General features: G+C 72.9%; 27 protein-coding genes and 1 pseudogene. 21 read left to right on the top strand and 7 right to left on the bottom strand.

What is annotated here, in order from left to right:
• The first annotated feature begins 169 nt into the window (after positions 1-169).
• The 6 genes and pseudogenes from MUE36_02035 to MUE36_02010 all read left to right on the top strand — a co-directional run bounded on the left by MUE36_02035 (position 170) and on the right by MUE36_02010 (position 6,198).
• A complete protein-coding gene (locus tag MUE36_02035; protein ID MCU0309707.1) occupies positions 170-1,150 on the top strand; it encodes a hypothetical protein in 981 nt (326 codons plus the stop codon).
• A 17-nt stretch (positions 1,151-1,167) separates the two neighbouring features.
• The gene (locus MUE36_02030; GenBank protein ID MCU0309706.1) at positions 1,168-2,175 is read left to right on the top strand and encodes an FAD-dependent oxidoreductase; all 1,008 of its coding nucleotides are present in this window, start codon (positions 1,168-1,170) and stop codon (positions 2,173-2,175) included.
• 701 nt (positions 2,176-2,876) lie between these two features.
• Positions 2,877-3,089: pseudogene (locus MUE36_02025) on the top strand (transglycosylase family protein).
• Positions 3,090-3,258: 169 nt separating this feature from the next.
• Positions 3,259-3,840: a superoxide dismutase gene (locus MUE36_02020; GenBank protein MCU0309705.1), complete on the top strand. Its 582-nt coding sequence runs from the start codon at positions 3,259-3,261 to the stop codon at positions 3,838-3,840.
• A 33-nt stretch (positions 3,841-3,873) separates the two neighbouring features.
• On the top strand, positions 3,874-4,974 hold the full coding sequence (locus MUE36_02015) for a mechanosensitive ion channel family protein (protein MCU0309704.1): 1,101 nt from the start codon (positions 3,874-3,876) through the stop codon (positions 4,972-4,974).
• 81 nt (positions 4,975-5,055) lie between these two features.
• The gene (locus MUE36_02010; GenBank protein MCU0309703.1) at positions 5,056-6,198 is read left to right on the top strand and encodes a nitroreductase family protein; all 1,143 of its coding nucleotides are present in this window, start codon (positions 5,056-5,058) and stop codon (positions 6,196-6,198) included.
• A 25-nt stretch (positions 6,199-6,223) separates the two neighbouring features.
• On the opposite strand, the gene valS is transcribed toward MUE36_02010, so the two are convergent.
• Positions 6,224-8,860, bottom strand: a complete 2,637-nt coding sequence (gene valS, locus MUE36_02005) for a valine--tRNA ligase (protein ID MCU0309702.1) — start codon at positions 8,858-8,860, stop codon at positions 6,224-6,226.
• Between the two features lie 81 nt (positions 8,861-8,941).
• Between valS and cysS the strand changes: the two genes are divergently transcribed.
• From cysS to MUE36_01990, 3 genes are all read left to right on the top strand, one after another.
• Complete coding sequence (gene cysS, locus MUE36_02000) at positions 8,942-10,315, top strand: cysteine--tRNA ligase (GenBank protein MCU0309701.1); 1,374 nt, start codon at positions 8,942-8,944, stop codon at positions 10,313-10,315.
• Between the two features lie 100 nt (positions 10,316-10,415).
• Positions 10,416-11,633 carry an acyl-CoA dehydrogenase family protein gene (locus MUE36_01995; GenBank protein MCU0309700.1) on the top strand — a complete coding sequence of 406 codons (1,218 nt, stop codon included), beginning with the start codon at positions 10,416-10,418 and terminating at the stop codon, positions 11,631-11,633.
• A 51-nt stretch (positions 11,634-11,684) separates the two neighbouring features.
• Positions 11,685-12,272 carry a TetR/AcrR family transcriptional regulator gene (locus MUE36_01990; GenBank protein ID MCU0309699.1) on the top strand — a complete coding sequence of 196 codons (588 nt, stop codon included), beginning with the start codon at positions 11,685-11,687 and terminating at the stop codon, positions 12,270-12,272.
• A 13-nt stretch (positions 12,273-12,285) separates the two neighbouring features.
• Here MUE36_01990 and MUE36_01985 read toward each other — a convergent pair whose 3' ends face one another.
• Both MUE36_01985 and MUE36_01980 read right to left on the bottom strand, forming a co-directional pair.
• Positions 12,286-12,576: a hypothetical protein gene (locus MUE36_01985; protein MCU0309698.1), complete on the bottom strand. Its 291-nt coding sequence runs from the start codon at positions 12,574-12,576 to the stop codon at positions 12,286-12,288.
• Complete coding sequence (locus tag MUE36_01980; GenBank protein MCU0309697.1) at positions 12,573-13,670, bottom strand: hypothetical protein; 1,098 nt, start codon at positions 13,668-13,670, stop codon at positions 12,573-12,575. Before MUE36_01980 ends, MUE36_01985 begins: the two co-directional genes overlap by 4 nt.
• 132 nt (positions 13,671-13,802) lie before the next feature.
• On the opposite strand from MUE36_01980, the gene MUE36_01975 reads away from it, so the two are divergent.
• The gene (locus tag MUE36_01975) at positions 13,803-14,945 is read left to right on the top strand and encodes a hypothetical protein (GenBank protein MCU0309696.1); all 1,143 of its coding nucleotides are present in this window, start codon (positions 13,803-13,805) and stop codon (positions 14,943-14,945) included.
• Here the strand turns inward: MUE36_01975 and MUE36_01970 are convergent.
• A complete protein-coding gene (locus MUE36_01970; protein MCU0309695.1) occupies positions 14,942-15,208 on the bottom strand; it encodes a hypothetical protein in 267 nt (88 codons plus the stop codon). The genes MUE36_01975 and MUE36_01970 overlap by 4 nt on opposite strands.
• 120 nt (positions 15,209-15,328) lie before the next feature.
• Here MUE36_01970 and MUE36_01965 point away from each other — a divergent pair, with 120 nt between their 5' ends.
• Positions 15,329-16,054 carry an enoyl-CoA hydratase gene (locus MUE36_01965; GenBank protein ID MCU0309694.1) on the top strand — a complete coding sequence of 242 codons (726 nt, stop codon included), beginning with the start codon at positions 15,329-15,331 and terminating at the stop codon, positions 16,052-16,054.
• Between the two features lie 18 nt (positions 16,055-16,072).
• On the opposite strand, the gene MUE36_01960 is transcribed toward MUE36_01965, so the two are convergent.
• Both MUE36_01960 and MUE36_01955 read right to left on the bottom strand, forming a co-directional pair.
• Positions 16,073-16,633 carry a septum formation family protein gene (locus MUE36_01960; GenBank protein ID MCU0309693.1) on the bottom strand — a complete coding sequence of 187 codons (561 nt, stop codon included), beginning with the start codon at positions 16,631-16,633 and terminating at the stop codon, positions 16,073-16,075.
• An 8-nt stretch (positions 16,634-16,641) separates the two neighbouring features.
• Positions 16,642-17,592: a sortase gene (locus tag MUE36_01955; GenBank protein MCU0309692.1), complete on the bottom strand. Its 951-nt coding sequence runs from the start codon at positions 17,590-17,592 to the stop codon at positions 16,642-16,644.
• A gap of 103 nt (positions 17,593-17,695) precedes the next feature.
• Between MUE36_01955 and ccmA the strand changes: the two genes are divergently transcribed.
• The 9 genes from ccmA to MUE36_01910 are packed head-to-tail and all read left to right on the top strand — an operon-like array spanning position 17,696 to position 24,886.
• On the top strand, positions 17,696-18,481 hold the full coding sequence (ccmA, locus tag MUE36_01950) for a heme ABC exporter ATP-binding protein CcmA (protein MCU0309691.1): 786 nt from the start codon (positions 17,696-17,698) through the stop codon (positions 18,479-18,481).
• On the top strand, positions 18,471-19,139 hold the full coding sequence (locus tag MUE36_01945; protein ID MCU0309690.1) for a heme exporter protein CcmB: 669 nt from the start codon (positions 18,471-18,473) through the stop codon (positions 19,137-19,139). Before ccmA ends, MUE36_01945 begins: the two co-directional genes overlap by 11 nt.
• Positions 19,136-19,990: a cytochrome c biogenesis protein CcsA gene (gene ccsA, locus MUE36_01940; protein MCU0309689.1), complete on the top strand. Its 855-nt coding sequence runs from the start codon at positions 19,136-19,138 to the stop codon at positions 19,988-19,990. Before MUE36_01945 ends, ccsA begins: the two co-directional genes overlap by 4 nt.
• A complete protein-coding gene (locus MUE36_01935) occupies positions 19,987-20,124 on the top strand; it encodes a hypothetical protein (protein ID MCU0309688.1) in 138 nt (45 codons plus the stop codon). The genes ccsA and MUE36_01935 overlap by 4 nt, the downstream gene beginning before the upstream one ends.
• The gene (locus tag MUE36_01930) at positions 20,115-20,690 is read left to right on the top strand and encodes a cytochrome c maturation protein CcmE (GenBank protein ID MCU0309687.1); all 576 of its coding nucleotides are present in this window, start codon (positions 20,115-20,117) and stop codon (positions 20,688-20,690) included. Before MUE36_01935 ends, MUE36_01930 begins: the two co-directional genes overlap by 10 nt.
• A complete protein-coding gene (locus MUE36_01925) occupies positions 20,687-22,801 on the top strand; it encodes a heme lyase CcmF/NrfE family subunit (protein ID MCU0309686.1) in 2,115 nt (704 codons plus the stop codon). Before MUE36_01930 ends, MUE36_01925 begins: the two co-directional genes overlap by 4 nt.
• A complete protein-coding gene (locus MUE36_01920; protein ID MCU0309685.1) occupies positions 22,798-23,412 on the top strand; it encodes a TlpA family protein disulfide reductase in 615 nt (204 codons plus the stop codon). Before MUE36_01925 ends, MUE36_01920 begins: the two co-directional genes overlap by 4 nt.
• A complete protein-coding gene (locus MUE36_01915) occupies positions 23,409-23,918 on the top strand; it encodes a cytochrome c-type biogenesis protein CcmH (protein MCU0309684.1) in 510 nt (169 codons plus the stop codon). The genes MUE36_01920 and MUE36_01915 overlap by 4 nt, the downstream gene beginning before the upstream one ends.
• A complete protein-coding gene (locus MUE36_01910) occupies positions 23,915-24,886 on the top strand; it encodes a hypothetical protein (protein MCU0309683.1) in 972 nt (323 codons plus the stop codon). The genes MUE36_01915 and MUE36_01910 overlap by 4 nt, the downstream gene beginning before the upstream one ends.
• Before the next feature lie 44 nt (positions 24,887-24,930).
• Here the strand turns inward: MUE36_01910 and MUE36_01905 are convergent, their stop codons facing one another.
• Positions 24,931-25,392: a histidine phosphatase family protein gene (locus MUE36_01905; protein MCU0309682.1), complete on the bottom strand. Its 462-nt coding sequence runs from the start codon at positions 25,390-25,392 to the stop codon at positions 24,931-24,933.
• Positions 25,393-25,541: 149 nt separating this feature from the next.
• On the opposite strand from MUE36_01905, the gene MUE36_01900 reads away from it, so the two are divergent.
• On the top strand, positions 25,542-26,927 hold the full coding sequence (locus tag MUE36_01900) for an ABC transporter substrate-binding protein (GenBank protein MCU0309681.1): 1,386 nt from the start codon (positions 25,542-25,544) through the stop codon (positions 26,925-26,927).
• Positions 26,928-26,940 lie beyond the last annotated feature (13 nt).

The raw sequence follows: 26,940 nt of genomic DNA, 5'->3' as shown, positions 1-26,940 counted from the left end.
GGGGGAACGGATCATGGTGCGCATCGGACACGGGCAGCTCGGGTCGGGGCGCTCCCGCGTTCGGAGGGCGATGGCGGCGGCATGCCTACTCACGGTGGGGCTGGCCGTCACGGTGGACCCGGCCGCGACCTGGGCCCAGCCCGCGGGCAGTGGCGAGTGTGCCTACGTGATGAACGAGGACGGCGCCGACCTCTCGGTGATCGACCCGGCCGTGCCGGCGGTGGTGGGCGCACCGATCGCGGTCGGCGACGGACCGGTCAGGGCGGCGGCGACACCTGACGGCGCTCGGCTCTACGTCGCGAGCGTGAACGGGGCCAGCGTCTCTGTCGTGGACACGGCCACCGGGACGGTGCGGGCCACGATCCCGGTCGCACCCAGCCCGATCGGCGTGGCCGTCACTCCGGACGGCTCTCGGGTGTACGTCACCCACTTCCAGTTCGGTACGACCGTGTCGGTGATCGACACCGCGACCGAGGCAGTCACCGACACGATCGATGTGGGCCTCGGCCCGATCGACGTGGTGGTCTCGCCCGACGGTGCCACCGCCTGGGTGACCAACAACGCCGAGGCCTCGGTCTCGGTCATCGACACCGCGACCGCGACCGTCACCGACAGCATCGCCGTCGACCCGAACCCGTCGGCCGCCACGATCACCGCCGACGGCACCCGCCTCTATGTGGGCCACGACAACGCAGGCACGACGGTCTCGGTGATCGGCACCGCGTCCCGCTCGGTGATCGGGTCGATCCCGGTCGGCACCAACGTCGGTGGTCTGGCGCTGACCCCCGACGACGCTCGCCTGTACGTGGCCGTCTTCGGTAGCGACGAGGTCCGGGTGATCGACACCGCGACCGACACGGTCATCGGCAGCCCCGTCGCCGTCGGCTCGGGCCCCGCCAGGATCGTCATCACCGCCGACGGGGGACGGGCCTTCGTGACCAATGCCAACAGCGGCACGGTGTCGGTGATCGACACGACCTCCGACACCGTGGTGGGCGACCCGATCACCGTCGGTCGCGGCCCGACCGGGATCACCCTCGCCGGTCGCGCCTGCCCGGCCGCCCTCCCGCTCGGACCGTCCCCGACGAACCCCCCGGCCACCGCGCCGCCCGCGGTCGCGGCAGTGACTGCGCCGACCGTCACCGGCTGAACCCGGACGTGTTCGTGGTGACCGGAGAGGAGTCGCCGTCGTGCGACGTTCTCGTCGTCGGGGCCGGGATCGCCGGGTTGACGGCGGCCACCGCCCTCGCCGATGCCGGTCACACGGTCGTGGTGGTCGACAAGGGCCGGGGGGTCGGCGGTCGGATGGCGACCCGACGCCTCGGCGAGGCGGTGTTCGACCACGGGGCCCAGTTCTTCACCACGCCCGGGCCCGAGCTCGGGCCGCTCGTCGACCGGTGGCGGGATCGGGGAGTCATCGTTCCCTGGTTCGAGGGGCGGCTTCTCCCTGACGGCGGTCTCGTCGCCGACGGCCATCCCCGCTGGCGGGGAGCGCCGTCGATGACGGCGGTGGCCAAGCACCTGGCCGAGAGGCTCGACGTGCGCACCTCCAGCACGGTGACGGCGGTGTCGTCCGGTGCGGGCTGGCGGGCCGAGGTCGCCGACGGCGGAGTGCTCGAGGCCCCGGCGCTGGTGCTCACCGCGCCGGTCCCGCAGACCCTCGCTCTGCTCGATGCGGGCGGAGTCGTCCTCGACGATGGCGACGAACGAGAGCTGCGGGCTCTCGACTACGACCCCTGCCTCGCGGTCCTGGCCGTGCTCGACGGCCCCTCGGGTCTCCCCGCCCCCGGTGCGTGGCGCCTCGGCGCCGAGCCGGTCGAGTTCGTGGCCGACAACCAGGCGAAGGGCGTCTCCCCCTCGCCGGCGGTCACGGTGCACGCCGGTCCGGTGACGAGTCGCGACTGGTGGGACCGCGACGACGACGCCGTCGCCCGCGACCTGCTCGCCGCCGTCCCCGGCCTGGCCGCCGCGCCCGTCGAGGTGCAGGTCCAGCGGTGGCGCTACGCGCGGCCCGTGTCGTGTCGCCCCGAACGAGCCCGCCGTCTCGCCGGACTTCCGCCGGCGGTGCTCGCCGGCGACATCTTCGGCGGGCCGCTGGTCGGGGGTGCGGCACGCTCCGGTCTGGCCGCCGCCGGACTTCTCCACAGCCTGGGGACAATCGACCGCTCTACGTGAGCTGATCCTGCTCCTCGTGGTGCTCCCCTGCGGAGAAGGGTGCGCCGCCTGGGGACAACCCGGGGTGCTGTCCCGGTGACGCCGCATCGGGGGGGCCGCCCGGCCGTCGGCCCGGCGCCACCGCGGCGGGGACGTGTCATGTGTCATGGTCGAAATGTTGCAGAAAATGTTGCATTTCGGTGACGGACCCAACAGAGTGTGCCGCTGTTTGTTGCACTCCAACGCCGATGGTCGGCGTGGAAGGAGCCCCCCGAACCATGACCCCCACCCCCGAGCGGCGCGTCAGCCGCTCCCTCAAGACCGCCGCCGTCGGCGCCCTGGCCCTCACCGCGGCCGTCGCCCTCCCCGCGTTCGCCCTCGACGGCGACGGCGACGACACCGTGGCCGTCGCCGCCGCCTTCTCGCCGGAGGAGGCCGCCGCGCAGCGCTACCGCACCGTCGCCGTCGCCTTCGACGCCGAGCGCCGGCGCGTCGAGACCGCCGACATCGTGGCCGCCATCGCCGCCCTCCCGCCCGAGGAGCAGTTCACCCTCCGCTGGAACGCGATGAGTCCCGACGAGCAGACCCGGACGCTCGACTACTTCGCAGCCGTCGAGGCCGAGGCCCGGGCCGCCGCCGAGCGGGCCGCTGCCGAGGCCGCCGCCCAGGCCGCCGCCCGGCAGGCCAGCCGCCAGGTGACCACCTCGGGCGGCAACGGCGTCTGGGACACCATCGCCCAGTGCGAGAGCAGCGGGAACTGGTCCATGAACAGCGGCAACGGCTTCTCGGGTGGCCTGCAGTTCCACCCGGGCACGTGGCGCTCCCATGGCGGGACCGCCTACGCCCCCTACGCCTACCAGGCGACGCCGGCCCAGCAGATCGAGATCGCCGAGCGCGTCCTCGACTCGCAGGGCTGGGGCGCCTGGCCGGCGTGCTCGCGCAAGGCCGGACTGCGCTGACCTGAGCACCCCTCCACCCGAGCGTCGACGAGGCGGGACCGGCTCCGGCCGGTCCCGCCTCGTCGCGTCCCGGTTGGGGCGACCTCCGGGGTGGGGCCCGATAGGGTCACGGACCTCCGCACCGATCGAGGAAGGGACCCCTCACATGGCCTTCGAGCTGCCCCCCCTGCCGTACGCCCAGGACGCGCTGGCGCCCCACATCAGCGCCGAGACGCTCGAGTACCACTACGGCAAGCACCACAAGACCTACGTCGACAACCTCAACAAGGCCGTCGCCGGGACCGCCGACGAGAACGCGTCGCTCACCGACATCATCGCCAAGGCCGAGGGCGGGCTGTTCAACAACGCTGCGCAGACCTGGAACCACACGTTCTTCTGGAACAGCCTCTCCCCGTCGGGGGGCGGCCAGCCGACCGGTGAGATCGCCGAGCGCATCAACAGCGACCTCGGCGGCTACGACGCCTTCCGCTCGTCCATCGTCGAGGCCGGGCTCACCCAGTTCGGGTCCGGCTGGGCCTGGCTGGTCGACGAGGGCGGCAAGCTCGCCGTCATGAAGACCGCCAACGCCGACCTGCCGATGAAGCACGGCGCCAAGGCCCTCCTCACCATCGACGTGTGGGAGCACGCCTACTACATCGACTACCGCAACGCGCGGGCCAAGTTCCTCGACGTCGTCCTCGACAGCCTGGTCAACTGGGACTTCGCCAACGAGAACCTGGCGGCCTGAGACGGGCGGCCCCTCGGGGGCGCCGGGGTCACGATGACGGTCCTCGCCACCGTGCTGGCGCAGGCCACGACCAGCACCACGTCGGTCAGCGACGCCCTCGCCGAGCTCGGCGACCCCTGCGGGACGGATCCGTCGTGGGCGTGTGAGTGGGTGTTCGACGCCACCGGGTCCGAGGCCTGGGCCGAGGTGGCCGACTGGGTGCTGGCCAAGCCGCTGGCCATCCTCGTCGTCCTCGTCGTCGCCTTCATCGCCAACCGTGTCCTGCGCTGGCTGGTCCGGCGGTCGGTGGGCCGCCTCGCCGACCCGACCCGCCGCGACCGGCGTCGTCGCAGTCGCACTCCGGCCGTCCTGGCCCGCTCGGAGGTCTGGAATCTCCGCAGCGAGGCCCGCACCTCGACGATCTCGGCCGTGCTCCAGTCGCTCACCACCGTGGCGGTGGTCTTCGTGGCCGCGGTCGTGGTCCTCGACGTGGTGGGCATCGCCCTCGGGCCGCTGCTGGCGGCCGCCGGGATCCTCGGCGTGGCCCTCGGCTTCGGCGCCCAGACGATCGTCCGGGACTTCCTGAACGGCTTCTTCCTCGTCGTCGAGGACCAGTTCGGCGTCGGCGACGTCGTCGACCTCGGGCCCGACGCCATCGGGACGGTGGAACGCATCACCCTGCGCTCGACCCGCCTGCGCGATGTCAACGGCGTCGTGTGGCACGTCCCCAACGGCGAGATCCTGCGGGTCGGCAACCAGAGCCAGGAGTGGGCCCGGGCGCTGCTCGACGTCGTCGTCGCCCACGACGCCGACCTCGAGCAGGTCAAGGCCCTGATGGCCGAGACCGCTCACGGGCTCGCCGCCGACCCGCCGTGGTCCGACCAGGTCCTCGAGGAGCCCGAGGTCTGGGGTGTCGAGGCCATCTCCCGGGAGGGCGTGACGATGCGCCTCGTGATCAAGGTGCGCCCCGCTGCGCAGTGGTCGGTGCTCCGCGAGCTGCGCCTGCGGCTGAAGGCGGCCTTCGACGACGCCGGCCTCACCGACGCCCTCACCGGTTCGGCCACCCCGGTCAACTTCGGTCAGGTCCGGGTGGAGCCCACCAGCGAGCCGCCCCGCTCCGGCGGCCCACCGGTCGAACCGCCCGGAGAGGGCTGACCGGGAGGCGCTCGGTCGAAGCGGCCCGTCGGACCTAGCCTCGCCGAGGTCCGGGTGAAGGGGACAACGGAAGGGGAGCGGATGGGGGAGCACCACGCCGACGGGGGCCGCGTCGCGAGGGAGCGGGTCGTGGAGGCGTTCTTCACCGGACCGCGGGACCTCGATCGGCTGACGCTGCTCAGCGAGGACTGCGAGTGGTGGAACGGGCTCGGCGAGTTCCCGTCCGCCCCCGGGCAGACCGTCTTCCGGGGTCGCGACGAGATCGGTGCCCTGGTGCTCGGTCGGGCCCCGGCACCACCGCTGCCCAACGGTCGCCGGGTGGACCGCTACGACCTCGCCACCGCCCGGTTCCACGACGTGGTCACCATCTCCGACGGACCGTTCGTCTTCCGCCAGCACCGCTACACCGCCCGGACGCGCCAGGGCCGCGACTACGACAACGTCTACGGCTTCCTGTTCCGCTTCGACGCCGACGGCTCGATCGACCGGATCTGGGAGCACTGGGGCACGCTCGCCGCCCATCGCCAGCTCTTCCAGGGCCCCCTCGTGGTGCACGACCCCGACGACCTGCTCATGACGACGGCCACGGTGCGCAAGCGCCTCGACCTCGCCCGGCCGGTCGACCGGCGCCTCGTCGAGGAGTGCCTGGAGGTGGCCGTCCACGCGCCCAGCGGGTCGAACCAGCAGGGCTACCGGTTCGTGTTCGTCGACGACCCGGAGGCCAAGAGCGCCCTGGCCGACCTCTACCGCCAGGCGATGGACGAGTTCGTCGCCCGGCCCCGCACCGACGCCCCCGAGGACACCGTCGACCGATCCGGCGACCGTGACCAGCGCATGACCGAGAGCGTCATGTACCTCCGCGAGCACTTCCACGAGGTCCCGGTGCTGTGCGTGCCGCTCATGGCCGGCCGGACCGACGGCGGCGGCGAGGGCGCCCACGCCGAGCGCACCGCAGCGGTGTGGCAGGCCATGCGCTGGGGGTCGGTGCTGCCCACCGTCTGGTCGTTCCTGCTCGCCCTGCGCTCCCGCGGCCTCGGCTCGGCGTGGACGACCCTCAGCGTGGCGAAGGAACGCGAGGTCGCCGAGGTGCTCGACATCCCCTACGAACGGTGGACCCAGGTCGGGCTGTTCCCCATCGCCCACACGATCGGCACCGACTTCGCGGTCACGCCCCGGCGGCCGGCGACCGAGCTGCTGTCCTGGAACTCCTACGGCGGCGGCTGAGGGCCACCCGCCGGCGCGCCGGCGGTCAGCCCTCGTCGGGCTCGGCGGCGAGCGTCACGTGGATCCGGGGGTCCTGGGCGACCTCGACGGTCACCGACGCCGCGTTGGCGGCGTCGCGCACGTCGTCGGCGGCGGCCCGCAACGCGTCGACGCGTGCGGCGTGGTCGGCCACGACCACCGCGTCGACGGGCCACTTCAGGTTGCGCTTGGCCTCGGTCTTGGCCCGTCGGACCTCGCCCAGCGCGGCGGCGGCCATCTCGAAGACGAGCGGGTCGCCGTCGGCGGCGGCGTCGCGGAGCACGGTCCCGTCCGGCCACGGGGCGGTGTGGACCGAACCGTCCTGCCACCACGACCAGACCTCCTCGGTCACGAACGGCAGGAACGGCGCGAACAGGCGCAGCAGGGTCGACAGCGACAGCTGGAGGGCGGCCTGGGCGGACCACGCCGCCTCGTCGCCGCGGGCCCCGTAGGCGCGGCCCTTCACCAGCTCGAGGTACTGGTCGCAGTACGCCCAGAAGAACGACTCGGTGCGCTCGAGGGCGCGCGCGTAGTCATAGGCGTCGAAAGCGTCGGTGGCGTCGCCGACCAGCTCGGCGAGGCGGGCCAGCATCGCCCGGTCGAGGGCCTCGGTGACCACCGACGGGTCGGTGATCCGGGCGGCCCCGTCGCCACCGCCCAGGCCGAGGGCGAAGCGGCTGGCGTTGAGCAGCTTGATCGACAGACGTCGCCCGACCTTCATCTGGCCCTCGTCGAAGGCGGTGTCGGTGCCCGGGCGACCGCTGGCCGCCCAGTAGCGCACCGCGTCGGCGCCGTACTGCTCGAGCAGGTGCATCGGGGTGACCACGTTGCCCTTGCTCTTCGACATCTTCTTGCGGTCGGGGTCGAGCACCCACCCGGAGATGGCGGCGTTGCGCCACGGGAGGGTGTCGTGCTCGAGGTGGGCCCGCACGGTCGTCGAGAACAGCCAGGTGCGGATGATCTCGTGGGCCTGGGGGCGCAGGTCCATCGGGAAGGTGCGGGCGAAGAGGTCGTCGTCCTCGCCCCACCCGGTGGCGATCTGGGGGGTGAGCGACGAGGTGGCCCAGGTGTCCATGACGTCGGGGTCGCCGGTGAAGCCGCCCGGCCGGTCGCGTCGCGACTCGTCGTACCCCGGGGGGACGTCGGTGGAGGGGTCGACGGGCAGGGTCGCCTCGTCGGCGAGGATCGGCCGGTGGTGGTCGGGCTTCCCGTCGGCGTCGACCGGGTACCACAGGGGGAACGGCACGCCGAAGAAGCGCTGCCGGCTCACCAACCAGTCGCCGTTGAGGCCGTTCACCCAGTTCTCGTAGCGGACCCGCATGTGCGCGGGGTGCCAGTGCAGCTCGTGGCCCCGCTGGAGCAGCGCGTCGCGCAGGTCGGCGTCGCGGCCGCCGTTGCGCAGGTACCACTGGCGGCTGGTCACGATCTCGAGTGGACGCTCGCCCTTCTCGTAGAACTTCACCGGGTGGACGATGGGCTTGGGGTCGCCCTCGAGCTCACCGGACTCCCGCAGCAGCTCGACGATGCGAGCCTGGGCCTGCTTCACCGACTTGCCGGCCAGCTCGGCGTAGGCGGCCACGGCCGCTTCACCGGCCGCCTCGATCCACTCGGGGGTGTCGGCGACGATGCGACCGTTCTCGGCCACGATCGAGCGGGTGGGCAGCTGCAGCTCGCGCCACCAGATCACGTCGGTGAGGTCGCCGAAGGTGCAGATCATGGCGATGCCCGAGCCCTTCTCGGGATCGGCCAGCTCGTGGGGTCGGACCTCGACCTCCACCCCGAACAGCGGAGTGCGCACGGTGCGCCCGAACAGCGGCTGGTAGCGCTCGTCGTCGGGGTGGGCGACCAGCGCGACGCAGGCCGCCAACAGCTCGGGACGCGTGGTCTCGATGGGCACGGGGTCGCCGGTGTCGGTGCGGACGAAGGGGAGCCGGTGGTAGGCGCCGGCTTCCTCGCGGTCCTCGAGCTCGGCCTGGGCCACCGCGCACGTGAAGTCGACGTCCCACAGCACCGGCGCTTCGGCCTGGTAGGCCTCGCCCCGCTGGAGACTGCGCAGGAAGGCCCGCTGGGCCACCCGCTGGGAGCGCTCGTCGATGGTGGCGTAGGTCATCGACCAGTCGACCGACAGCCCGAGATGGCGCCACAGCTGCTCGAAGGCGACCTCGTCCTCGCCGGTGAGGTGGTTGCAGAGCTCGATGAAGTTGCGCCGGCTGATGTGGACGTCGCGGTGGGCCTTGCGCTCCTTGGCGCTCAGCTCGGCGAGGGGCGGCGGGATCGCGAAGTCGGCGTTGTAGGGCAGGGCGGGGTCGCACTGGACCCCGTAGTAGTTCTGCACCCGGCGCTCGGTGGGCAGGCCGTTGTCGTCCCATCCCATCGGGTAGAAGACGGCCTTGCCCCGCATGCGCTGGTAGCGGGCGATCGTGTCGGTGTGGGTGTAGCTGAACACGTGGCCGACGTGCAGCGAGCCGCTCACCGTGGGCGGCGGCGTGTCGATCGAGTACACGTCGTCGCGGCCGGCGGTGCGGTCGAAGCGGTAGGTGCCGTCGGCCTCCCAGGTGGTGCCCCAGCGGTCCTCGAGCCCATCCAACGCCGGCTTCTCGGGGACGGTCCAGCTGTCTCGTGGGGTGGGGGCAGAGGCGCTCATAGGTCCGCCGAGGCTACCGCTGCGTCTGGGTCGTCCCCGAAGCCGCTGATGGCCCGGCAGGCGCCCGGTAGCGTGCCGGTCGTGCTGGAGCTGTTCGACACCGCCCGGGGAGCCGTCGTTCCGCTCGAGACCCGTGAGCCGGGCAAGGTGTCGATGTACGTCTGCGGCCCGACCGTCTACGGACCACCCCACCTCGGCCACGGCCGGTTCTCGCTGGTGTTCGATGTGCTGCGCCGCTACCTGCGCTGGACGGGCCTCGACGTCACCTACGTGTCGAACATCACCGACATCGACGACAAGATCATCGCCCGCGCCGCGGAGCTGGGTGTCACCACCGACGAGGTGGTCGCCGAGAACGAGGCCATCTGGTGGGACGCCATGGCGGCCATCGGGGTCGACCGCCCCGACCACGATCCCCACGCCACGGACTACGTCGAGCGGATGGTGGTCCTCGTCGCCGACCTGATCGAGCGGGGTGCGGCCTACGTCGCCGCCGACGGCGTCTACTTCTCGCCAGAGACCGTCGCCGACTACGGGCTCCTCGCCCGTCAGTCCGTCGAGTCGCTGCGCGCCGGCGCTCGCGTCCACATCGCCGACCACAAGCACTCGCCCATCGACTTCGCGCTGTGGAAGCTGGCCAAGCCCGGCGAGCCGTCGTGGCCCTCCCCGTGGGGCGAGGGGCGCCCCGGCTGGCACACCGAGTGCGTGGTCATGTCGCTCGATCTGCTCGGGGAGGGCTTCGACATCCACGGTGGCGGCCAGGACCTCGCCTTCCCGCACCACGAGAACGAGCGCGCTCAGGCGATCGCCGCCGGACGCACCTTCGCCCGCCACTGGGTGCACAACGGCTTCGTGGAGGTCGGCGGCGAGAAGATGTCGAAGAGCACCGGCAACTTCACCACCCTGGTCGATCTCGTGGAGCGCACCGACCCGCGCGCCTACCGGCTCCTGGTGCTGCGGGCCCACTACCGGTCGCCGCTCGAGGTCACGCCGGCCACCACCGGCGACGCAGCCGCTGCGCTCGAGCGTCTCGATGCGCTGGCACGTCGGGCGGTGGCCGCCGGCCTGGCCCTGCACGGCCACGACGCCGGCGACGCCGACCCCCGGGCGATGGTGGAGTTCGGGCGCGTCATGGACGACGACCTCGACACGGCCTCGGCGGTGGCGCTGCTGTTCGGGCTCGTCACCCGGGCCAACTCCGCGCTCGACGCCGGCGACGCGTCGGGCGCGGCCCCGCTCGTGCGGGCGATCGGCGAGATCTGCCTGGCCGTCGGTCTCGAGCTGCACGGAGCGGCCGACGCGGTGCCCGCGGAGATCCGGGCGCGGGCGGCGCAGCGCGACGAGGCCCGGGCCGCCCGGGACTGGGCCGCCGCCGACGCCATCCGTGACGCGCTCACCGCCGAGGGCTGGGTGGTCGAGGACACGCCGACGGGCACGCAGGTGCGCCCCGGCTGAGCCGATCGCACGGCCCGGGTGGTCCCGCTTGTTACCAGCGGGTAACTTGGGGCGAACCGGGTAGGTGCCCGGAACCGTCCCCCACCTGACGAGGTGCCCCATGCCCGAGTACTCGCTCGACTTCAACGAGGACCAGCTCACCATCCAGAAGTGGGTCCACGACTTCGCCGACTCCGTCGTCCGCCCCGTCGCCGAGGAGTGGGACGAGCGTGAGGAGTTCCCCTGGCCGGTGGTCCAGGAGGCCGCCAACATCGGTCTCTACGGCTGGGAGTTCATGGCCAACGCCATGTCCGATCCCCTCGGGCTCACGCTTCCCATCGCCATCGAGGAGCTCTTCTGGGGCGACGCCGGCATCGGCCTGTCCATCATGGGATCCGGCCTCGCCGCCGCCGGCATCAGCGGCAACGGCACCCCCGAGCAGGTCGTGGAGTGGGTGCCGCAGTGCTACGGCACCGCCGACGACGTGAAGCTCGGCGCGTTCTGCGTGAGCGAGCCCGACGCCGGCTCCGACGTGTCGTCGCTGCGCACCCGGGCCGTCTACGACGAGGCCACCGACGAGTGGGTGCTCAACGGCACGAAGGCGTGGATCACCAACGGCGGCATCGCCGATGTCCACGTGGTCGTCGCCGCCGTCGACCCCGAGCTGCGGGGTCGCGGCCAGGCCAGCTTCGTCGTGCCCCCCGGTACGAAGGGCTTGTCGATGGGCCAGAAGTACAAGAAGCACGGCATCAAGGCGTCGCACACCTCCGAGGTCGTGCTCGAGGACGTCCGGGTGCCGGGCCGGTGTCTGCTCGGCGGCAAGGAGAAGCTCGACGCCAAGCTGGCCCGGGCCCGCGAGGCCGGCCACACCGGTGCCAAGCAGCCGGCGATGGCGACCTTCGAGGCCACCCGTCCGGCGGTGGGCGCCCAGGCCATCGGTGTCGCCCGCGCCGCCTACGAGTACGCCCTCGACTACGCCCAGGAGCGCCAGGCGTTCGGGCGGCCGATCATCATGAACCAGGCGATCGCCTTCTCCCTCGCCGACATGAAGACCGAGATCGACGCCGCCCGCCTGCTCGTGCACCGCGCCGCGTGGATGGCGGCCAGCGGCAAGGAGTTCGGTGCCGCCGAGGGCTCGATGTCGAAGCTCAAGGCCGGCGAGGTGGCGGTCTGGGTGACCGAGAAGGCCATCCAGATCCTGGGCGGCTACGGCTACACCCGGGAGTACCCGGTCGAGCGCTGGCACCGTGACGCCAAGATCTTCACGATCTTCGAGGGCACCTCGGAGATCCAGCGCCTCGTCATCAGCCGGGCCATCTCCGGTCTGCGCATCGAGTAGTCCGGGCGCCGTCCCACCTTCTGCTAGCACGGTCCGAGTGATCAACCGCCCATGAACGTCCGCCTTCCCGCGGCCGAACGCCGTCACCAGCTCCTCGCCACCGCCCTCGCCACCTTCGCCGCCGCCGGTTACCACGGCGCGTCGATGAACGACATCGCCGACGCCGCCGGGGTCACCAAGCCGGTCCTGTACCAGCACTTCGGGTCCAAGCGCGAGCTCTTCCTCGAAGTGCTGCGCGAGGTGGGCGACGACCTGCGCGAGCGGGTCCGGGATGCCACCGAAGGCGCCCCCTCGCCCCATCAGCAGGTGCGGCGCGGCTTCGAGGCCTGGTTCGGGTGGGTGGCCGAGCGGCGCGACGGCTTCACGGTGCTGTTCGCGGGCGACGTGCGCCGCGACCCGGAGTTCATGGCCGAGGCCGGCAAGGTCGAGCGCCAGATCGCCGACAACATCGCCGACCTCATCGTCGTCGACGGGCTCTCCGAGGAGCGCCGGCGGTTGCTGGCCTACGGGATCGTCGGTCTGGGCGAGAGCACCTGCCGGCGGTGGCTCGCCAAGGAGATCGAGCTCGACGCCGACGACCTCGCCGCGCAGGTCGCCGAGATGGCCTGGGCCGGGCTGCGGGGCCTACGCCCCGAGTGAGCTCGGCGGTCGCTCAGAAGCCCTGCTCGACGTCGTCGCGCTCGGCGGCCTTCACCGCGTAGCCGAGCACGATGGCCGGCGCGAGGGAGATCGAGCCGATCACCATGGCGCCGACGATGACCCGGACCACCCCGGCCCCGAAGTCGACGAAGAACCCGTAGAAGAACGCCACCATCGCCACGGCGAAGAACAGGTAGCCCACCCGCTGTCCCATGGTGGCCACTCGTTGGAGCTGGGCGCGCCGCACCCGGACGGGATCGTCGGCGGGTCCGCCGCCACCCGGGTCGGTGGGATCGGTGCTCACGGCCTCCAGCCTGCCTCATCGAACAGGGCCCGGATCCGGTCGGCCATGACCGTGAGCGACAGGTGCGTCCTGGCGACGTCGGCGTTGTGGTCGAGCAGCCCGTCGTCGGGAGCGCGGAGGAACTCCGCCAGCTCCGCGGGGCGCGACGGGTCGAACCAGCGGAAGCCGAGGCCCCGCAGCTCCTCGGCCACCGGGTAGTGCGCGACCGCCGCCGGTCGCCGGTGGATGGCCGCCTCGACCGGGGGGTTGCCGAACCCTTCCCACGTCGAGGGGAACGCCACCGCGTCGGCAGCGGCGTACATCGCCGCCGGATCGTCGGCGGGGTGGTGGCGGACCCGGGTCCCCCGTGCCGCGGCCTCGGCGAGGAGCCGGTCGAGGTGGGGCCCGTAGCCCTCTTCGGCCGCCCCGGTGAGCCAGTAGGTCGCGCCGACTGCCTCGGCGATCGCGATCGCCGCGGGGACGTCCTTGCGGGCGATGGCCCGGACCGGGTGCACGACCACCAGCTCGTCGGCCCCGAAACGGAGCGCCCTGCGTGCCGTGAGGCGGTCGCCGAGGGTCACGTCCACGTCGAAGCCGTTGCGGATCGTGACGGCGGTGATCCCGCGCGCCGCCATCTGGGCGCGGGTCAGGTCGTTGATCGTGACGTGGCGCCAGGCGGGGTCGTCGAAGGGGAGCTCGCCGACCTCCGCGTACCGGTCCCGCTGCCAGGCCGGATCGTGGTGGTGGAACAGCGCCGGCCTTCCGGCGAGCACCCGGGCGACGGCGCGGGAGGCCGGTAGGTTCATCGGGATCGTGCCCAGGTTCTCGACCACCACCACGTCGGCGTCGGCCAGCGCCGTGCCGACCTCGTCCTCGAGCTCGGCGATCGCCCCCGGGCCCGCCGAGTCGGGCCCCTCGACGGAGGCCCGCCCGTCGGCGAAGGCGCCGATGGCCAGCCGGGGGACGCACCGGTCGACCGGGCCCTCGCCGGCCACGGTCACGACCTCGAAGCCCATCGCGGCGATCGCCTCGGCCCACGAGGCCGCCACCACGGACACCCCGTCGGTGCCCCCGAGGCGGAACGAGACGATCGCGCAGACGGGCATGGGCTCCACGGGTGGTCGGTGGTGACGGCGGCCGGAGCGGACGACGGCGCCGGCGACGAGCCCACGCTACCGGTGGTCGGCGAACGGCCGGAGGGGCCGGGGGAGAGGCCCTCGGAGGGTCTGCGGGCATCGGCCCGGGCGGTGCTGGAGGCGAACTGGCGCGAGCCGTACACGGTGCCCAACGCAACGGTGTACCCGTTCCAGTGGCTGTGGGACTCGTGCTTCCACGCCCTGGTGTGGGCCGAGCTCGGCGAGCCCGGCCGTGCGGTCGTGGAGCTGGCGCACCTGTTCCGGACCCAGGCCGCCTCGGGCTTCGTGCCCCACGTCGACTACGAGCACGACCCCCGCCACCACGCCGACTTCTGGGGGTGCGAGGGCGCCTCGTCGATCACCCAGCCCCCGATGTACGGCCATGCCGTCGCCGAGCTGGCGCGAGCCGGGGTCGGGGTCGAGGGGCTCGTCGAGCCGGCCCGACGGGGCCTGTCGTTCCTGCTCGAGGAGCGCTCGCGGATCGACGGGCTCGTGGCGCTGTGTCACCCCTGGGAGAGCGGCGGCGACGACTGCCCGCGGTGGGACCACTGGTGCCCCGGCGGATGGGATCCCGGGCGCTGGTACGAGGTGAAGGGCGAGCTCCTGGCGTCGATCGTCCGGTCGGACGACGGTTCGCCGCTGGCCAACCCCGGCTTCCGTGTGGCGCCCGCGGGCTTCAACGCGTTGGTGGCCTTCAACGCCCTCGAGCTGGCCGACGTGACCGGTGACGATCACCTCCGGACCCGCGCCGAGGAGCTCGTCGACGCCCTCGACGCCCGCTGGGACCCCGGCTCGGCCACCTGGGTCGATGCCGGCGACAGCGAGCGCGACAGCGGGCGGTGCCGTACCCTCGACGCGCTCCTCCCGGCGCTGGTGAGCCGACGACGGGACGCGGTCGACACGGCCGTGTCGGCGATGGTCGACCCGACCGCCCACGGCGGGGCCACCGGCCCGGCCCACGTCCACCGCGACGAGCCGGCGTTCTCGCCCCGGACGTACTGGCGGGGTCCGGCCTGGCCCCAGCTCACCTACCTGTGCTGGCAGGTGGCACGGCGGTCCGGCTCGGCTGATGCCGCCGCCGACCTGGCGGCGATGCTCGTGGACGGCGCCACCGCCTCGGGGTGGGCCGAGTACTGGGATGCCGACGACGGCCGCGGGCTCGGGGCGCGCCCGCAGTCGTGGGCCACGTTGGCGGTGCTGGTCGCGACCGGCGATCCCCGGCGGCTCCCGGACCGCGGCGGGCGGTCGGGCTAGGAGGCCCGGTCCAGCAGGTCGTGGTGGTGGGGATCGAGCGGAGTGCCGGCGATGCGGACCTCGCCGGTGAGGTCACGGGTCAGCGCCAGGTGGTTGCGCGGGTCGGGTACCGCCTCGACGATCGAGAGGATGGCCGTCTCGGCACCGGCCGGGAGGCGGGCAGCGTGCTCGGCACGGTCCCTGCGCACGCGGACCACGAGCCACACCAGCGCCGCGACGGCGACGAGGGACGAGACCGCGGCGAGCACGACGAGGAGGGACATGGCGCGCGACGGTAGGACCGCGGTGGGGGTCGGTGGTGGATGGGCGAGCGTCGGCGCGGTGGCGGTGCCACGGGCGGTCGCCCCCGGCCTCCCCCCGGTCTCGGCGCGTAGGGTGAGCCGATGATCGGCATCGACCACGGTGACGTCGTGTCCGTGGTGACCCTCGACCGTCCCGAGCGACGCAACGCCGTCGACCACGACGCCCTCCGGGCGCTCGAGCGGGCCCTCGACGAGGTGCCCGACACGACCCGGGTGCTCGTGGTCACCGGCGCCGGCGGCCATTTCTGCGCCGGGGCCGACCTGAGCGACGTCGAGGACCGCGACTTCGTGGCGACCCTCAGCCGCGTGCTGCGCGGCCTGCGCGACGCCCCCTTCCCCACGCTGGCCGTCGTCGACGGCTTCGCCCTGGGGGCGGGCACGCAGCTGGCGATGGCCTGCGACCTGCGCTCCGCCACCGCCGCCGCACGGTTCGGGGTGCCGGCGGCGAAGCTCGGGTTGATGGTCGACCAGTGGACGGTGCGCCGTCTCGTCGCCCTGGTCGGCCAGTCGGCGGCGCGTGAGCTGCTGTTGAGCGCCGATCCGGTGACCGGCGAGCGCGCCCATGTCCTCGGGTTCGTCCAGCGCCTCGGCAGCCTCGACGACGGCCTGGCGTGGGCCGACGGCGTCGCCTCGCTGGCTCCGCTCACCCTCGCCGCGATGAAGGTGGCGCTGAACGAGGCCGACCCCGACGTCGAGGTCACGCCCACCTTCGCCGAGGCGTTCGACCGGGCGTGGGCCTCTGATGACCTCGCCGAGGGTCTGCGGGCCTTCGGCGAGAAGCGCGCCCCCCGCTTCGGGGGTCGCTGAACCCACCTCCCGGGCGACCTAGCGGGCGCTCCCCTGTGCCGTTCCCGTCGTCGGGCCGTCGGGATCGAACACCAGGCAGGCCAGGACGGTCCGGCCGCGGTCCCACTCCTCCGGCGTCGGCAGGATCCACCCCATCTCGAGCTCGGAGCGCTCGTAGGGCAGACCGACGTAGGCGGCGTGGCTGTTCGGGCACAGCCGTCTGGCGATGGTGGTCAGCTCGTCGTCGCCGGGCCGGCCGGTCACGAAGGGCACGTCGAGCACGGCGGTCACCTCGTACTGGTGCGGCAGGGTGCAGTCGAGGAGCACGACCACTTCCCCGTCGCCGACACGGGTGGCGTCGGCCCGGAGCGCCAGGCGTTCCCCGGTCTCGGTCGCGCGGAGGTCGAAGCACTGCCCGGGCTCGGGGTTGTAGACGAACAGCTCCCGACCCTCGCCGAGCGGGAGCTGGGTGCTGGCCGTCGCCCCGGGGGGCACCGTCGTCGTGGGCGCGGTCGTGGTGGTGGCGACCGTCGCCGACCCCCCGGTGCACCCGGCGAGGAAGAGGCCGACGAGGACCGGGGTGAGGAGCCCGGGGGCCACGCGGCGCATCAGTAGGCCGCCGGGAGGAGCCGGGCGATGTCCTGGAAGGCCATGAAGAGCAGCACGGCCACGACGGGCACCCCGATGACGTAGGGCGGCAGTCCCCACGCCCAGCCGCCCTGGCGGTCCCGGAGGAGGCGACCGGCCAGCCAGGTGAGGAACCAGGCCACGATCGCGGCGAGCGACCAGGCGATGGCGAGGGGCCAGGCGCTCGGGTCGCCCCCGGCCAGCGGGTCGGCGGCGGCGTCGACGGTCACGGCGTCGTCGAGCGTGGCGTCGGGCCGCGGCGTCGGGGGGGCCGGCTCCGACACGAGGGTCGCCGTGACGACGATCCGCTGGCGGGCGCTGTACTTCGGATGGCAGGCCATGAGGGTCAGCCGGTTCGTCCCGTCCTGGTCGAGGATCTCCACGGCCGAGGGCGCCACGATGAAGTGCCCGATCGGCTCACCGTCCCCGGCCTCGTGGGCGTCGACCCGATAGGTGAAGGTGCCCTGCACCGTCTCCACCGTGACCTCGTCACCCGGCGCCACCTCGTCCAAGCGGTGGAACGGGGCCGCGTAGGTGGTGCGGTGTCCGGCCAGGGCGGCGTTCCCCGGCTGGCCCGGCAGCGGGGTCTGGGGGAAGTGGCCGGGGCCGTCGCGCAGGTACCGCAGCTCCACCCCCTGGACGAACACGAAGTCCACGTCGACGGTGGGGATGACGACGCGGCCGATGGCCTGACCCGGCTCGGGGACGGGGAGGTCGACCGGGGCCGTGCCGGGCGCGCTCGTCCCCGGAGGCAGGGTGGTGACGCTCTGGGCCTGCTCGAGCTGGGCGTCGAAGTCGCGGGCCAGCTCGTCCTGGGCCCGGTCGGTGAGCAGCCCGGTTCCCCAGAGCTGGAACGCCACGAACAACAGGACGAGGACCCCGAGCCGCATGAGCGCCCGCCCGACTGCGCCCAGCGCGCGCCATCCCTGCACGGTCGGCCACCCTAGCGAGGGCCTTGCCTCGGCCGTCCGCGCCCGGGCGGCTCCGGGCCGGCTGGGACCGGGGAGCGGCCGGCCGGTACGCTCGTGGCGCCCCATGGAGCCCTCCGAGAACCCTGCCGAGTCCGGGCCGCCGCAGGGTGGTGGGTCACCACCCGTCGTCCGCCTCCGCGGCGCCGTCGCGCTCCTCGGGAGCTTCCCGGCCCTCTCCGGCGCCGACCTCGACGTCGCGCGTCGCGAGATCGTCCTGCTGCGGGGCCCCAACGGGGCGGGCAAGACCACCCTGCTGCGGGTCCTCGCCGGCCTCGTCCCGGTGACCCGCGGCGAGGCGCGGGTGCTCGGTGTCGACCTGGTGGTCGATCGCAAGGCCGTCCGTCACCGGGTCGGGCTGCTCGGTCACGCCACCGGCCTGTACGACGACCTCACCGTGGCCGACAACGTCGTCTTCTGGGCCCGGGCCGCCCGGGCCCGCCGGTCCGACGCCGACGCGGCCATGGCCCGCCTCGGGCTCGACGGTCGTCTGCGCGACGTCGCCGTCGGGCGGTTGTCGGCCGGGCAGCGCCGCCGGACCTCGCTGGCCTGCCTCATCGCCCGGCGCCCCGAGCTGTGGCTCCTCGACGAGCCCCACGCGGGGCTCGACCAGGAGGGTCGCGACCTCGTCGACCGGATCGTCCGTGACGCGGCGGCCGCCGGCGCGACCGTCGTCATGAGCTCCCACGAGCTCGACCGGGCCGTGGCCCTCGCCGACCGCACCGTCACCGTCGCCGGTGGGGCCACCGACCAGGTGACGTCCGCCGCCGGTGACGCCCGCGCCGGGGCGCTCCCGACGCCCCCTCCCCGGCGTGACGGCTCCCCGCCCCCGGAGCAGACCGATGTGGCGTGACGCCCTCCTCGTGGCCGGCAAGGACCTGCGCCTCGAGGCCCGGTCGCGGGTGGCGCTCAACCAGATCGTCCCCTTCGCCCTCCTCGTCCTCGTGCTGTTCGCGTTCGCCCTCGACCCCGACCGGGGCCTCTTGGAGCGGGCCACCGCCGGCCTGTACTGGGTGGCGGTGCTGTTCAGCGCGCTGTTGGCGCTGCAACGGGCCTTCACCGTCGAGGCCGCCGACGGCAACAGCGACGCCCTGCGCCTCTCCGGGCTCGACCCCGCCGGGATCTTCCTCGGCAAGGCCGCGGCCGTGGCCGTCCAGCTCCTCGTCCTCGAGGTCCTCCTCGGGGTGGGCGTCGCCGTGCTCTACACGACCGAGTTCTCGGGTTGGGCGCTGCTCCTCGTCACCGTGGGGGTCGCGACCGCGGGAATCGCTGCCGCCGGTACTCTCTACGGCGTCCTGGCTGCCGGGCTCCGAGTTCGCGAAACCCTGCTGCCGCTCCTACTGTTGCCGGTACTCGCACCGGTGCTGATCGGTTCGACCCGGGCGTTCGAGGCGGCACTCGCCGGCGCCCCGGCCGACGGTTGGCCCTGGGTCGGTCTACTTGCTGTGTTCTCCCTGCTCTACATCGTGGCCGGGGTGCTCGGGTTCGGGCCCCTGCTGGAGGAATCGTGACCCCTCAGTCGAACGCCCCCCCGACGACGCAGGGGGAGACGCGTTCCCCGTCGCCACCGGCGCCGACCTCGACCGGGTCGCCCGCCACCCGGGTGCTGGGGATCCTGGCCCTGGCCGGCACCGTCGTGCTGGTCCTGCTCGGGTTCTGGTGGACGCCCCCCGACGTGGTGCAGGACGAGTCGGTGCGCATCCTCTACATCCACGTGCCGTCCGCCACGTTGGCCTACCTGGGGTGCTTCCTCACCTCCATCGGCAGCGTGATGTACCTGTGGAAGAAGTCGCAGTGGTGGGAGCTGGTCGGGTACGCCTCGGCCGAGATCGCCACGGTGTTCACCGCGCTCACCCTCCTCACCGGGATGCTGTGGGGACGACCGACCTGGGGCGTGTTCTGGGTGTGGGACGCCCGGCTCACGTCGACGGCGATGCTGTTCCTGTTGCTGCTCGGGTACCTCGCCATCCGGCGCCTCCCCGCCGACTACCCGGTGCGGGCCAAGCGGGCGGCGGTGGTCGGGCTCCTGCTCGTGCCCAACGTGATCATCGTCCGCCAGTCCGTGCAGTGGTGGCGCACGCTGCACCAGGAGGCGAGCCTCTTCGCCGACGGTCCCGGCGCCACGATCGAGGGCATCATGCTCTTCGCGCTGTTCTTCGGCTTCGTCACGTTCGGCCTCTACTTCGCCTGGCTGTTGGTGCACCGGTTCCGCCTGGCCTGGCTCGAGGAGCAGGTCGAGGGTCAGGGGCTGACCGCGGCGCTCCTCGAGCGTCGCGCCGAGGCCCACGTCGGCGTCCCCGGGGTCGTCGCCGAACCGGTGGAGCTCGCCCACGGTGCCGCCGACCCGGAGGGCCCGCGATGAGCGACATGTGGGTCTACGTCATCGTCGCCTGGATCGTCGTCCTCGGCGGCCTGGGCGTGTACGCGTGGACGATCGTGAGCCGTGGCCGTCGGTTGAGCCGCATCGTGCCCCCGGAGGACCGTCGGTGGAGCTGACCCCGCGCACCGGCCCGTCCGTCGACGACGCCGCACCCGGCGAGACCGCCGGTCCGGGCCTCGCGCCCGCGGAGGCGCGCCGGTCCCGTTCCCGGCGCCGCCTGCCGGTCGTCGTCGCCCTGCTGGTGATCGTGGGCGTCGCCGGCTTCGTGATCGTGAACGCCCTCGGCAACGCCACGTTGTTCTTCTACAACGCCGACGAGGCGGTGGCCCAGCGCAGCGAGCTCGGCACCCAGCGCTTCCGTCTCCAGGGCACGGTGGTGGGCCCGAGTGTGCAGCGCGTCGACGAGGGCGTCACGTTCGACGTGACGTTCAACGGCGTCGAGGTCCCGGTCAGCCACCAGGGCGACCCTCCGGAGCTGTTCCAGCCGGACATCCCGGTCGTGCTCGAGGGCCGCTTCGCCGAGGGTGGGTCGACCGGGCCCGCCGACGCGCCGCTCTTCCTGTCGGACCGCATGTTGGTGAAGCACACCAACGAGTACGACGCCAAGAACGAGGACCGGCTCCGGATCGCCGAGGACGGGGGGGCCGTCGAGGGGGGAACGGGGCAGGCAGGCACGCCATGAACGTGGCGATCGGCTCGGCCGGGGTGGCGCTGGGCCTCGTGGCGTCGGTGGTCGGTGCGCTGACGCTGGCCTACGGCCTGGTGCGTCGCAAGCCCGAGCTGCTGCGCCTCTCCACCGCCTACGCCCTGTTGGTGCTGCTCGGCGGGATCCTGTGCGTGATCGCCATGGAGCGGGCGCTCATCACCCGTGACTTCACCGTCCTCTACGTGGCCGAGAACGGCTCGTCGCGCACCCCCGCCCTCTACAACTTCGCCACCCTCTGGGGGGCCCTCGAGGGCTCCATCATCCTCTGGGCTCTCATCCTCGGGGGCTACACCTCCATCGTCGTACTGAAGTTCCGGCGGCGCCTCACCGACCCCCTCGTCGGCTGGGCGGTGCTGACGATGTTCGTGGTGTGCGCCTTCTTCTTCTTCTTGATGATGGGTCCGGCCAACCCCTTCCAGTCGTTCGACCCGCCACCGGGGTTCGACGGCCCCGGGCCGAACCCGCTGCTGCAGAACCACCCCCTCATGGCGTTCCACCCGCCGATGCTCTACCTCGGCTACGTCGGCTTCACGGTGCCGTTCGCGTTCGCCATCGCCGCTCTCGTCACGGGACGGGTGGGGGAGGGGTGGCTGGTCGCCACGCGCCGCTGGACGGTCGTGGCCTGGGGCTTCCTCACCGTCGGGATCATCCTGGGGGCATGGTGGAGCTACGAGGTGCTCGGGTGGGGTGGCTACTGGGCCTGGGACCCGGTCGAGAACGCGTCGCTCCTCCCGTGGCTCACCGGTACGGCCTACCTGCACTCGGTCATGGTCCAGGAGCGTCGCGGGATGCTGCGCGTCTGGAACCTCTCGTTGCTGTGCGCCACGTTCGCGCTCACGATCCTCGGCACGTTCATCACCCGGTCGGGCGTCCTCGACAGCGTGCACGCCTTCACGGAGTCGAGCATCGGGCCGCTGATCCTGGGCTTCTTCGCCCTCATCGTGATCGTCAGCGTCGGGCTCATCGGGTGGCGGGGCGACCGGCTCCGTGCCCCCGGGCACATCGACTCGCCCCTGTCGAGGGAGGGCGCCTTCCTGGCCAACAACGTGCTGTTCGCGGCGTTCGCCTTCGTCGTCCTCCTCGGCACCGTCTTCCCGCTGCTCATCGAAGCCTTCAACGACGAGCGGATCTCGGTCGGCGTCCCGTACTTCAACCGGATGACCACCCCCATCGGGCTCAGCCTCCTGTTCCTGATGGGCGTGGCCCCGGTGCTGCCGTGGCGCAAGGCCAGCGGTGAGCTGCTGCGCCACCGCCTCCTGTGGCCGGCCTGGGCCGGTGCGGCCGGCATCCTCGCCGGCGTTCTCGCGGGGGCCCGTGGCTTCGCGCCGCTCCTCGCCTTCGGCCTCGGCGGCTTCGCCGCCGGCTCCGCGGTCCGCCAGCTCGTGCTGGCGGCGCGGCGCCAGGGCTGGCGAGGCCTGGTCGGGCGGGCCAACGGGGGGATGATCGTGCACCTCGGGGTGATCATGATCGCCGTCGCGGTGGCGGCCAGCGGCAGCTACGTCCGACAGGCCGAATTCACGCTCGCCCCGGGGGAGACCGCAACCTTCGCCGGTCACACCCTCACCTTCGTCGAGACGACCGTCGACGAACGGCCGGAGAAGACGGTCGTCCAGGCGCAGATCCTGGTCGACGGCACGGGTCCGTGGGGCCCGGCCATCAACCAGTTCCGCTTCGGCGACCAGGCCATCGGCACCCCGTCGGTGCGCACCACGCTCACCCATGACGTCGCCCTCACCCTGCTCGCCCTCCCCGACGCCGAGAACCAGACGGCGACGATCCGCGTGACGATCCAACCCCTGGTGGTGTGGCTCTGGATCGGTGGCGGGGTCATGGCCCTCGGCACGCTCCTGGCCGTCTTCCCCGGGCGGCGCCGCAACCCGATCGACCCCGTGTCGGCTCCGGTGGGCGGTCGGCGACGCCGGCCCGGTGACGCCGACGAGGAGGGTGGCGCCGACGCAGCGGGTGGCGCCGACGGCTGGTCGGGTGACCGTGGCGAACCGGTCGTGGCCGGGTCGTCGTCGTCCGCCGGTTCGCCGGCCGGTCGGCCGACGGTGCGGCCCGCCGAGGGACCCGAGGGCGACCGATGAGCGAGCCCGCGTCCCCCCGGACCGAGGAGGCCCCCGCCGCGACCACCGGCCGCCCCCGGCACACCGCCCGCAACGCCGCCATCGTCGTCGGGGTGGTGCTGGCGCTGTTCGTCGGCGTCCTCGCCACCCGCCCGACCGTCGACGAGCGGGTCCCCGTCGCCAACGCCGTCGGTCGGGCGGTGCCGCCCGTCGTCGGCACGACGCTCGACGGCGAGACCTACGACATCGACCGGTTCCGGGGTGAGTGGGTGGTCGTGAACTTCTTCGCCACCTGGTGCGTGCCCTGTCGCGTCGAGCACCCCGAGCTGGTCCGCTTCTCCGACCAGCACCAGGTCGCCGACGACGGCGTGAGCGTGGTCAGCGTCGCCTACGACGACGACGACGCCGCGATCCGCGACTTCTTCGCCGAGGAGGGCGGCGACTGGCCGGTCCTCGTCGGCGAGGGCACCGGCCGCATCGCCCTCGACTTCGGGGTCACCGGCGTGCCCGAGTCCTACGTGGTCGACCCGAGCGGACGGGTGGTGGCCAAGTTCACCGGCGTCACCGCCGACGCGCTCGACGAGGTGATCGACGACGCCGAGGCGGCGGCCGCCGAGGCCGGGGCTCGATGAGCGCCGCTCGATCCCCGCTGCGCACCTGGCTGCCGTGGGCGGTGCTGTTCGTCGTCGTCGTCACCCTGCTGGCCTTCGGCTCGCAGGGCACGACCGGTGATCTCACCGCGCAGGACCGGGTCACCAACCTGGCCCGCACCATCAAGTGCCCCACGTGCAGCGGCGAGTCGGCCGCGGAGTCGAACGCCCCGTCCTCCCAGGAGGTGCGCCGCGACATCGCCCTGCGCATCGAGCAGGGCCAGACCGACGACGAGATCCGGGCGTTCTACGTCTCGCGATACGGCGACGGCATCTTGTTGACCCCGGCGTCCACCGGCGTCGCCTCGCTGGTGTGGATCATCCCGGTCGTGGCCGTCGTCGTCGCCGGGGCGGGTCTCGTCGTCGTGCTGCGCCGGGGGACGCGGGAGACGGCCACCGCCACCGACGACGATCGCGCCCTCGTGGCCGAGGCCCGCGACGGCCTGGCCGGCGGTCGCGACGGCCACGGGGAGGGCTCGTCGCGGTGAGCACCACCGACCCCGAGGCCCCCGGCCGCCCCTCCACGACCGCCGCCACGGCCGGCACGGCCGCCCGGCGGGCGGCGCGGGGCGCCGGTGCCGCCCCTGCGTCGACGTCGGGGGCGCCCCCGAGCCGGGGTTCGACGGGGTCGGGCCGGCGTGGCGACGCCACCGCCCGGCGGCGCCTCGACCCCGACGCGCTGGCCGCGCTGGAGGAGGAGCGCGACTTCCTCCTCGCGTCGCTCGACGACCTCGAGCGCGAGCACGACGCCGGCGACGTCGGCGACGACGACTACGAGGAGCTGAAGGACGACTACACCGCTCGGGCGGCCGCCGTGCTGCGCAGCATCGAGGCGCGCCGGGCCCTCGCCCGGGATCGGCGCCGGCCCCGCTCGTGGCCCCGCATCGCGGCGTGGGTCGTGCTCGTGACGCTCGTGGCGGTGCTCGGCGGGGTGCTCGTCGCCCGGGCCTCGGGCAACCGACCGCCGGGCGGCCAGGCCTCGGGCGACATCCGGCTGTCGAGCCGCGACCTGCTCCTGGAGGCGCAGCAGTTCACCGGCCAGGCCACCCAACTGCTGGAGTCCGGCGATGCCCAGGGCGCCCTCGAGTCGTACCGGGCGGCCATCGAGTCCTACCAACGGGTGCTCGAGCTCCAGCCGGCCAACGCCGAGGCGCTCACCTATCAGGGGTGGGTGCTGCACACGCTCGCGCTCAACGTGGGCGACGAGGCGTCCGCCGCCGAACTGGAGCTTCGGGCCAGGGCCCGCCTCGACGAGGCGATCGCCAGCGACCCGACCTACCCGGACGCCCGGGTGTTCCGGGCGATCATCCTGCGCACCGCGGGCGAGCTCGACGCCGCCCGGGCCGATCTGGCCGCCGTGCCCGACGGCAGTGTGCCCGCCTTCATGGAGGAGATGGTGACCGGGTTGCGTCAGTCGCTCGACGCGGCTCCACCGCCGTCGGGCGGACCGCCGTAGGACTGACGATCGGCGCTGGTGACGCCGACGGCTCGACGGCCCGATCAGAGGCCGGGCGGCACGTAGCGCCCGTGGCGGGCCACACCGTCGCGGACGTCGAGTACCCAGACCGAACCCTTCTGGTCGAGCAACGGCCCGTCGACGACCATCGACCGTGCCTTGAGCCGACGAAGCACCTGGGGGATCACGTCGCCGTGGCTGCAAGCGATCCCGTTGTCGGCCTCGAGCTCCATCACCGCGGCGAGAGCGTCGTCGTAGTCGGCGCCCTCGGTGAGCCGGGGACTGGTCTCGACCTCGAGGCCGAGTGCTGCCGCGAGCGGGGCCACCGTCTGCACACAGCGGGTGTGAGGGCTGCTCACCACTCGGGTGATCCCGTCGCCGGCGAGGAGGTCGGCGAGCCAGGCCGCCTGGGCGACCCCCCTCGGCGAGAGCGGTCGCAGCCGGTCGTCGTCGTCCCATTCGGAGCGCTTGCCGGCGTGGGCGTGGCGGACGACGTGGATGGGCACGGCGAAACGCTAGTGAGGACCGTGGGGGTCGGTCGGCCACGCCGACGTGATCGTCGTCACTGTGACGGGGGCCACTCCACGCGCGCGCGTTTGGGCTAAGGTGCCGGACCTGATCCACCGGGGGGTGGATCGACTCCGAGGGGGAACGAATGAAGCGATACCGCTGGCTGGCCGTGCTCATGGTGCTCGGCCTCGTCGCGGCGGCCTGCAGCCGTGACGACGAGACGACCACGAACGAGGGGGGCGGGAGCGCGACGACGTCGGCTGCGTCCAACCCGGCGTGCGAGGGCGTCACCCTCGAGGCCACCGACACCGGGGTCACCGCCGACACCATCACCATCCAGGTCATGGCCGACACCGGCTCGCCGCTCGCACCGGGCCTGTTCCAGGGCAACGTCGACGCCGTCGAGGCGTTCGCCAGCTTCGTGAACGAGAACGGCGGCGTGGGCTGTCGTGACCTCGAGGTCGAGACCTGGGACTCCAAGCTCACCCCCGACGAGGCCAAGAACGGCCAGATCCAGGCGTGCACCAACGCGCTGGCGATGGTGGGCGGCAACTCCCTGTTCAACCCCGACGTCACCGAGATGAACACGTGCGCCGACGCGCAGGGTCAGCCCACGGGCATCCCGAACATCTCCGCGCTGGCCAACGACATCAACGAGCAGTGCGCGGCGAACTCGTTCATCATCCAGGGCATCGCCGAGACCTGCAACCCCGACGGCACGCCGCCGACGGGCACGCGGCCGCTCATCGCGATGGTCGGGCCGACCAAGTACTACCTGACGCTCCAGCCGGAGCTGACCGGTCTGTTCATGGTCCCCGGCGACCTGCCCACCACCGTGCAGTCGGCCACCTACCAGATCTCGGCGCAGGCCGAGGTCGGCGTCGACTGGATCGGGGCCTTCAAGGTCTCGGGTCGCGCCGAGCAGTCGGCGTACACCCCGCTGGTGCAGAACGCCAGCGCCGGCAACGCCAACTACATCTACAACGGCTCCAACGACGTGGCGATGATCAACATGCGACGTGAGGCCGCAGCGCAGAACCTCACCGGCATCGACATCTGGGCGTGCTCGCTGGCCTGCTACACCCAGAAGTTCAAGGACGCCGGGGCCGACGTCGACGGCACCTACGGCTGGATGCAGTTCCTCCCCTTCGAGGACAAGGGGTCGAACCAGGAGCTCGACAACTACCTGGACAGCATCGGCACCCCGGACTCGTTCGGCGCCCAGGCGTGGATGGCGGCGGTCGCCTTCCAGCAGGCGGTGGACGAGATCGTCACCACCGAGGGTCCGAACGCCATCACCCGGGCCAAGCTGCTCGAGGTCCTGAACGGCTTCGGTGACTTCGACGCCAACGGCTGGATGGGCCCGAAGAGCCTGAAGGGCGGCTTCTCGGACTGCCAGGTCATCGTGCAGCTCGAGGCCGGCGAGTGGGTCCGCCAGCTCCCCACGGAGAAGGGCGAGCTCGACTGCAACCCCGACTACCTCATCACCCAGACCCTCGATCCGGCGGTCGAGGCCGAGAAGGTCCAGTAGCACGACGCAGCAC

It is taken from the genome of Acidimicrobiales bacterium (genome assembly GCA_025455885.1).
Classification (GTDB): Bacteria; Actinomycetota; Acidimicrobiia; order Acidimicrobiales; family Acidimicrobilacustridaceae; genus Rhabdothermincola_A.
This window is presented reverse-complemented; position numbering and strand designations above follow the sequence as displayed.

What these genes read in the sequence shown, in the direction of transcription:
- ccmA (MCU0309691.1), top strand. Translation starts at nt 17,696, where the DNA reads ATGGAGCCCTCCGAGAACCCTGCCGAGTCCGGGCCGCCGCAGGGTGGT.
- MUE36_02035 (MCU0309707.1), top strand. Translation starts at nt 170, where the DNA reads ATGAACGAGGACGGCGCCGACCTCTCGGTGATCGACCCGGCCGTGCCG.
- MUE36_01970 (MCU0309695.1), bottom strand. Translation starts at nt 15,208, where the DNA reads ATGTCCCTCCTCGTCGTGCTCGCCGCGGTCTCGTCCCTCGTCGCCGTC.
- MUE36_01900 (MCU0309681.1), top strand. Translation starts at nt 25,542, where the DNA reads ATGAAGCGATACCGCTGGCTGGCCGTGCTCATGGTGCTCGGCCTCGTC.
- MUE36_01990 (MCU0309699.1), top strand. Translation starts at nt 11,685, where the DNA reads ATGAACGTCCGCCTTCCCGCGGCCGAACGCCGTCACCAGCTCCTCGCC.
- MUE36_02020 (MCU0309705.1), top strand. Translation starts at nt 3,259, where the DNA reads ATGGCCTTCGAGCTGCCCCCCCTGCCGTACGCCCAGGACGCGCTGGCG.
- MUE36_01920 (MCU0309685.1), top strand. Translation starts at nt 22,798, where the DNA reads ATGAGCGAGCCCGCGTCCCCCCGGACCGAGGAGGCCCCCGCCGCGACC.
- MUE36_01925 (MCU0309686.1), top strand. Translation starts at nt 20,687, where the DNA reads ATGAACGTGGCGATCGGCTCGGCCGGGGTGGCGCTGGGCCTCGTGGCG.
- MUE36_01965 (MCU0309694.1), top strand. Translation starts at nt 15,329, where the DNA reads ATGATCGGCATCGACCACGGTGACGTCGTGTCCGTGGTGACCCTCGAC.
- MUE36_01945 (MCU0309690.1), top strand. Translation starts at nt 18,471, where the DNA reads ATGTGGCGTGACGCCCTCCTCGTGGCCGGCAAGGACCTGCGCCTCGAG.
- MUE36_01995 (MCU0309700.1), top strand. Translation starts at nt 10,416, where the DNA reads ATGCCCGAGTACTCGCTCGACTTCAACGAGGACCAGCTCACCATCCAG.
- MUE36_01915 (MCU0309684.1), top strand. Translation starts at nt 23,409, where the DNA reads ATGAGCGCCGCTCGATCCCCGCTGCGCACCTGGCTGCCGTGGGCGGTG.
- MUE36_02015 (MCU0309704.1), top strand. Translation starts at nt 3,874, where the DNA reads ATGACGGTCCTCGCCACCGTGCTGGCGCAGGCCACGACCAGCACCACG.
- valS (MCU0309702.1), bottom strand. Translation starts at nt 8,860, where the DNA reads ATGAGCGCCTCTGCCCCCACCCCACGAGACAGCTGGACCGTCCCCGAG.
- MUE36_02010 (MCU0309703.1), top strand. Translation starts at nt 5,056, where the DNA reads ATGGGGGAGCACCACGCCGACGGGGGCCGCGTCGCGAGGGAGCGGGTC.
- MUE36_01935 (MCU0309688.1), top strand. Translation starts at nt 19,987, where the DNA reads ATGAGCGACATGTGGGTCTACGTCATCGTCGCCTGGATCGTCGTCCTC.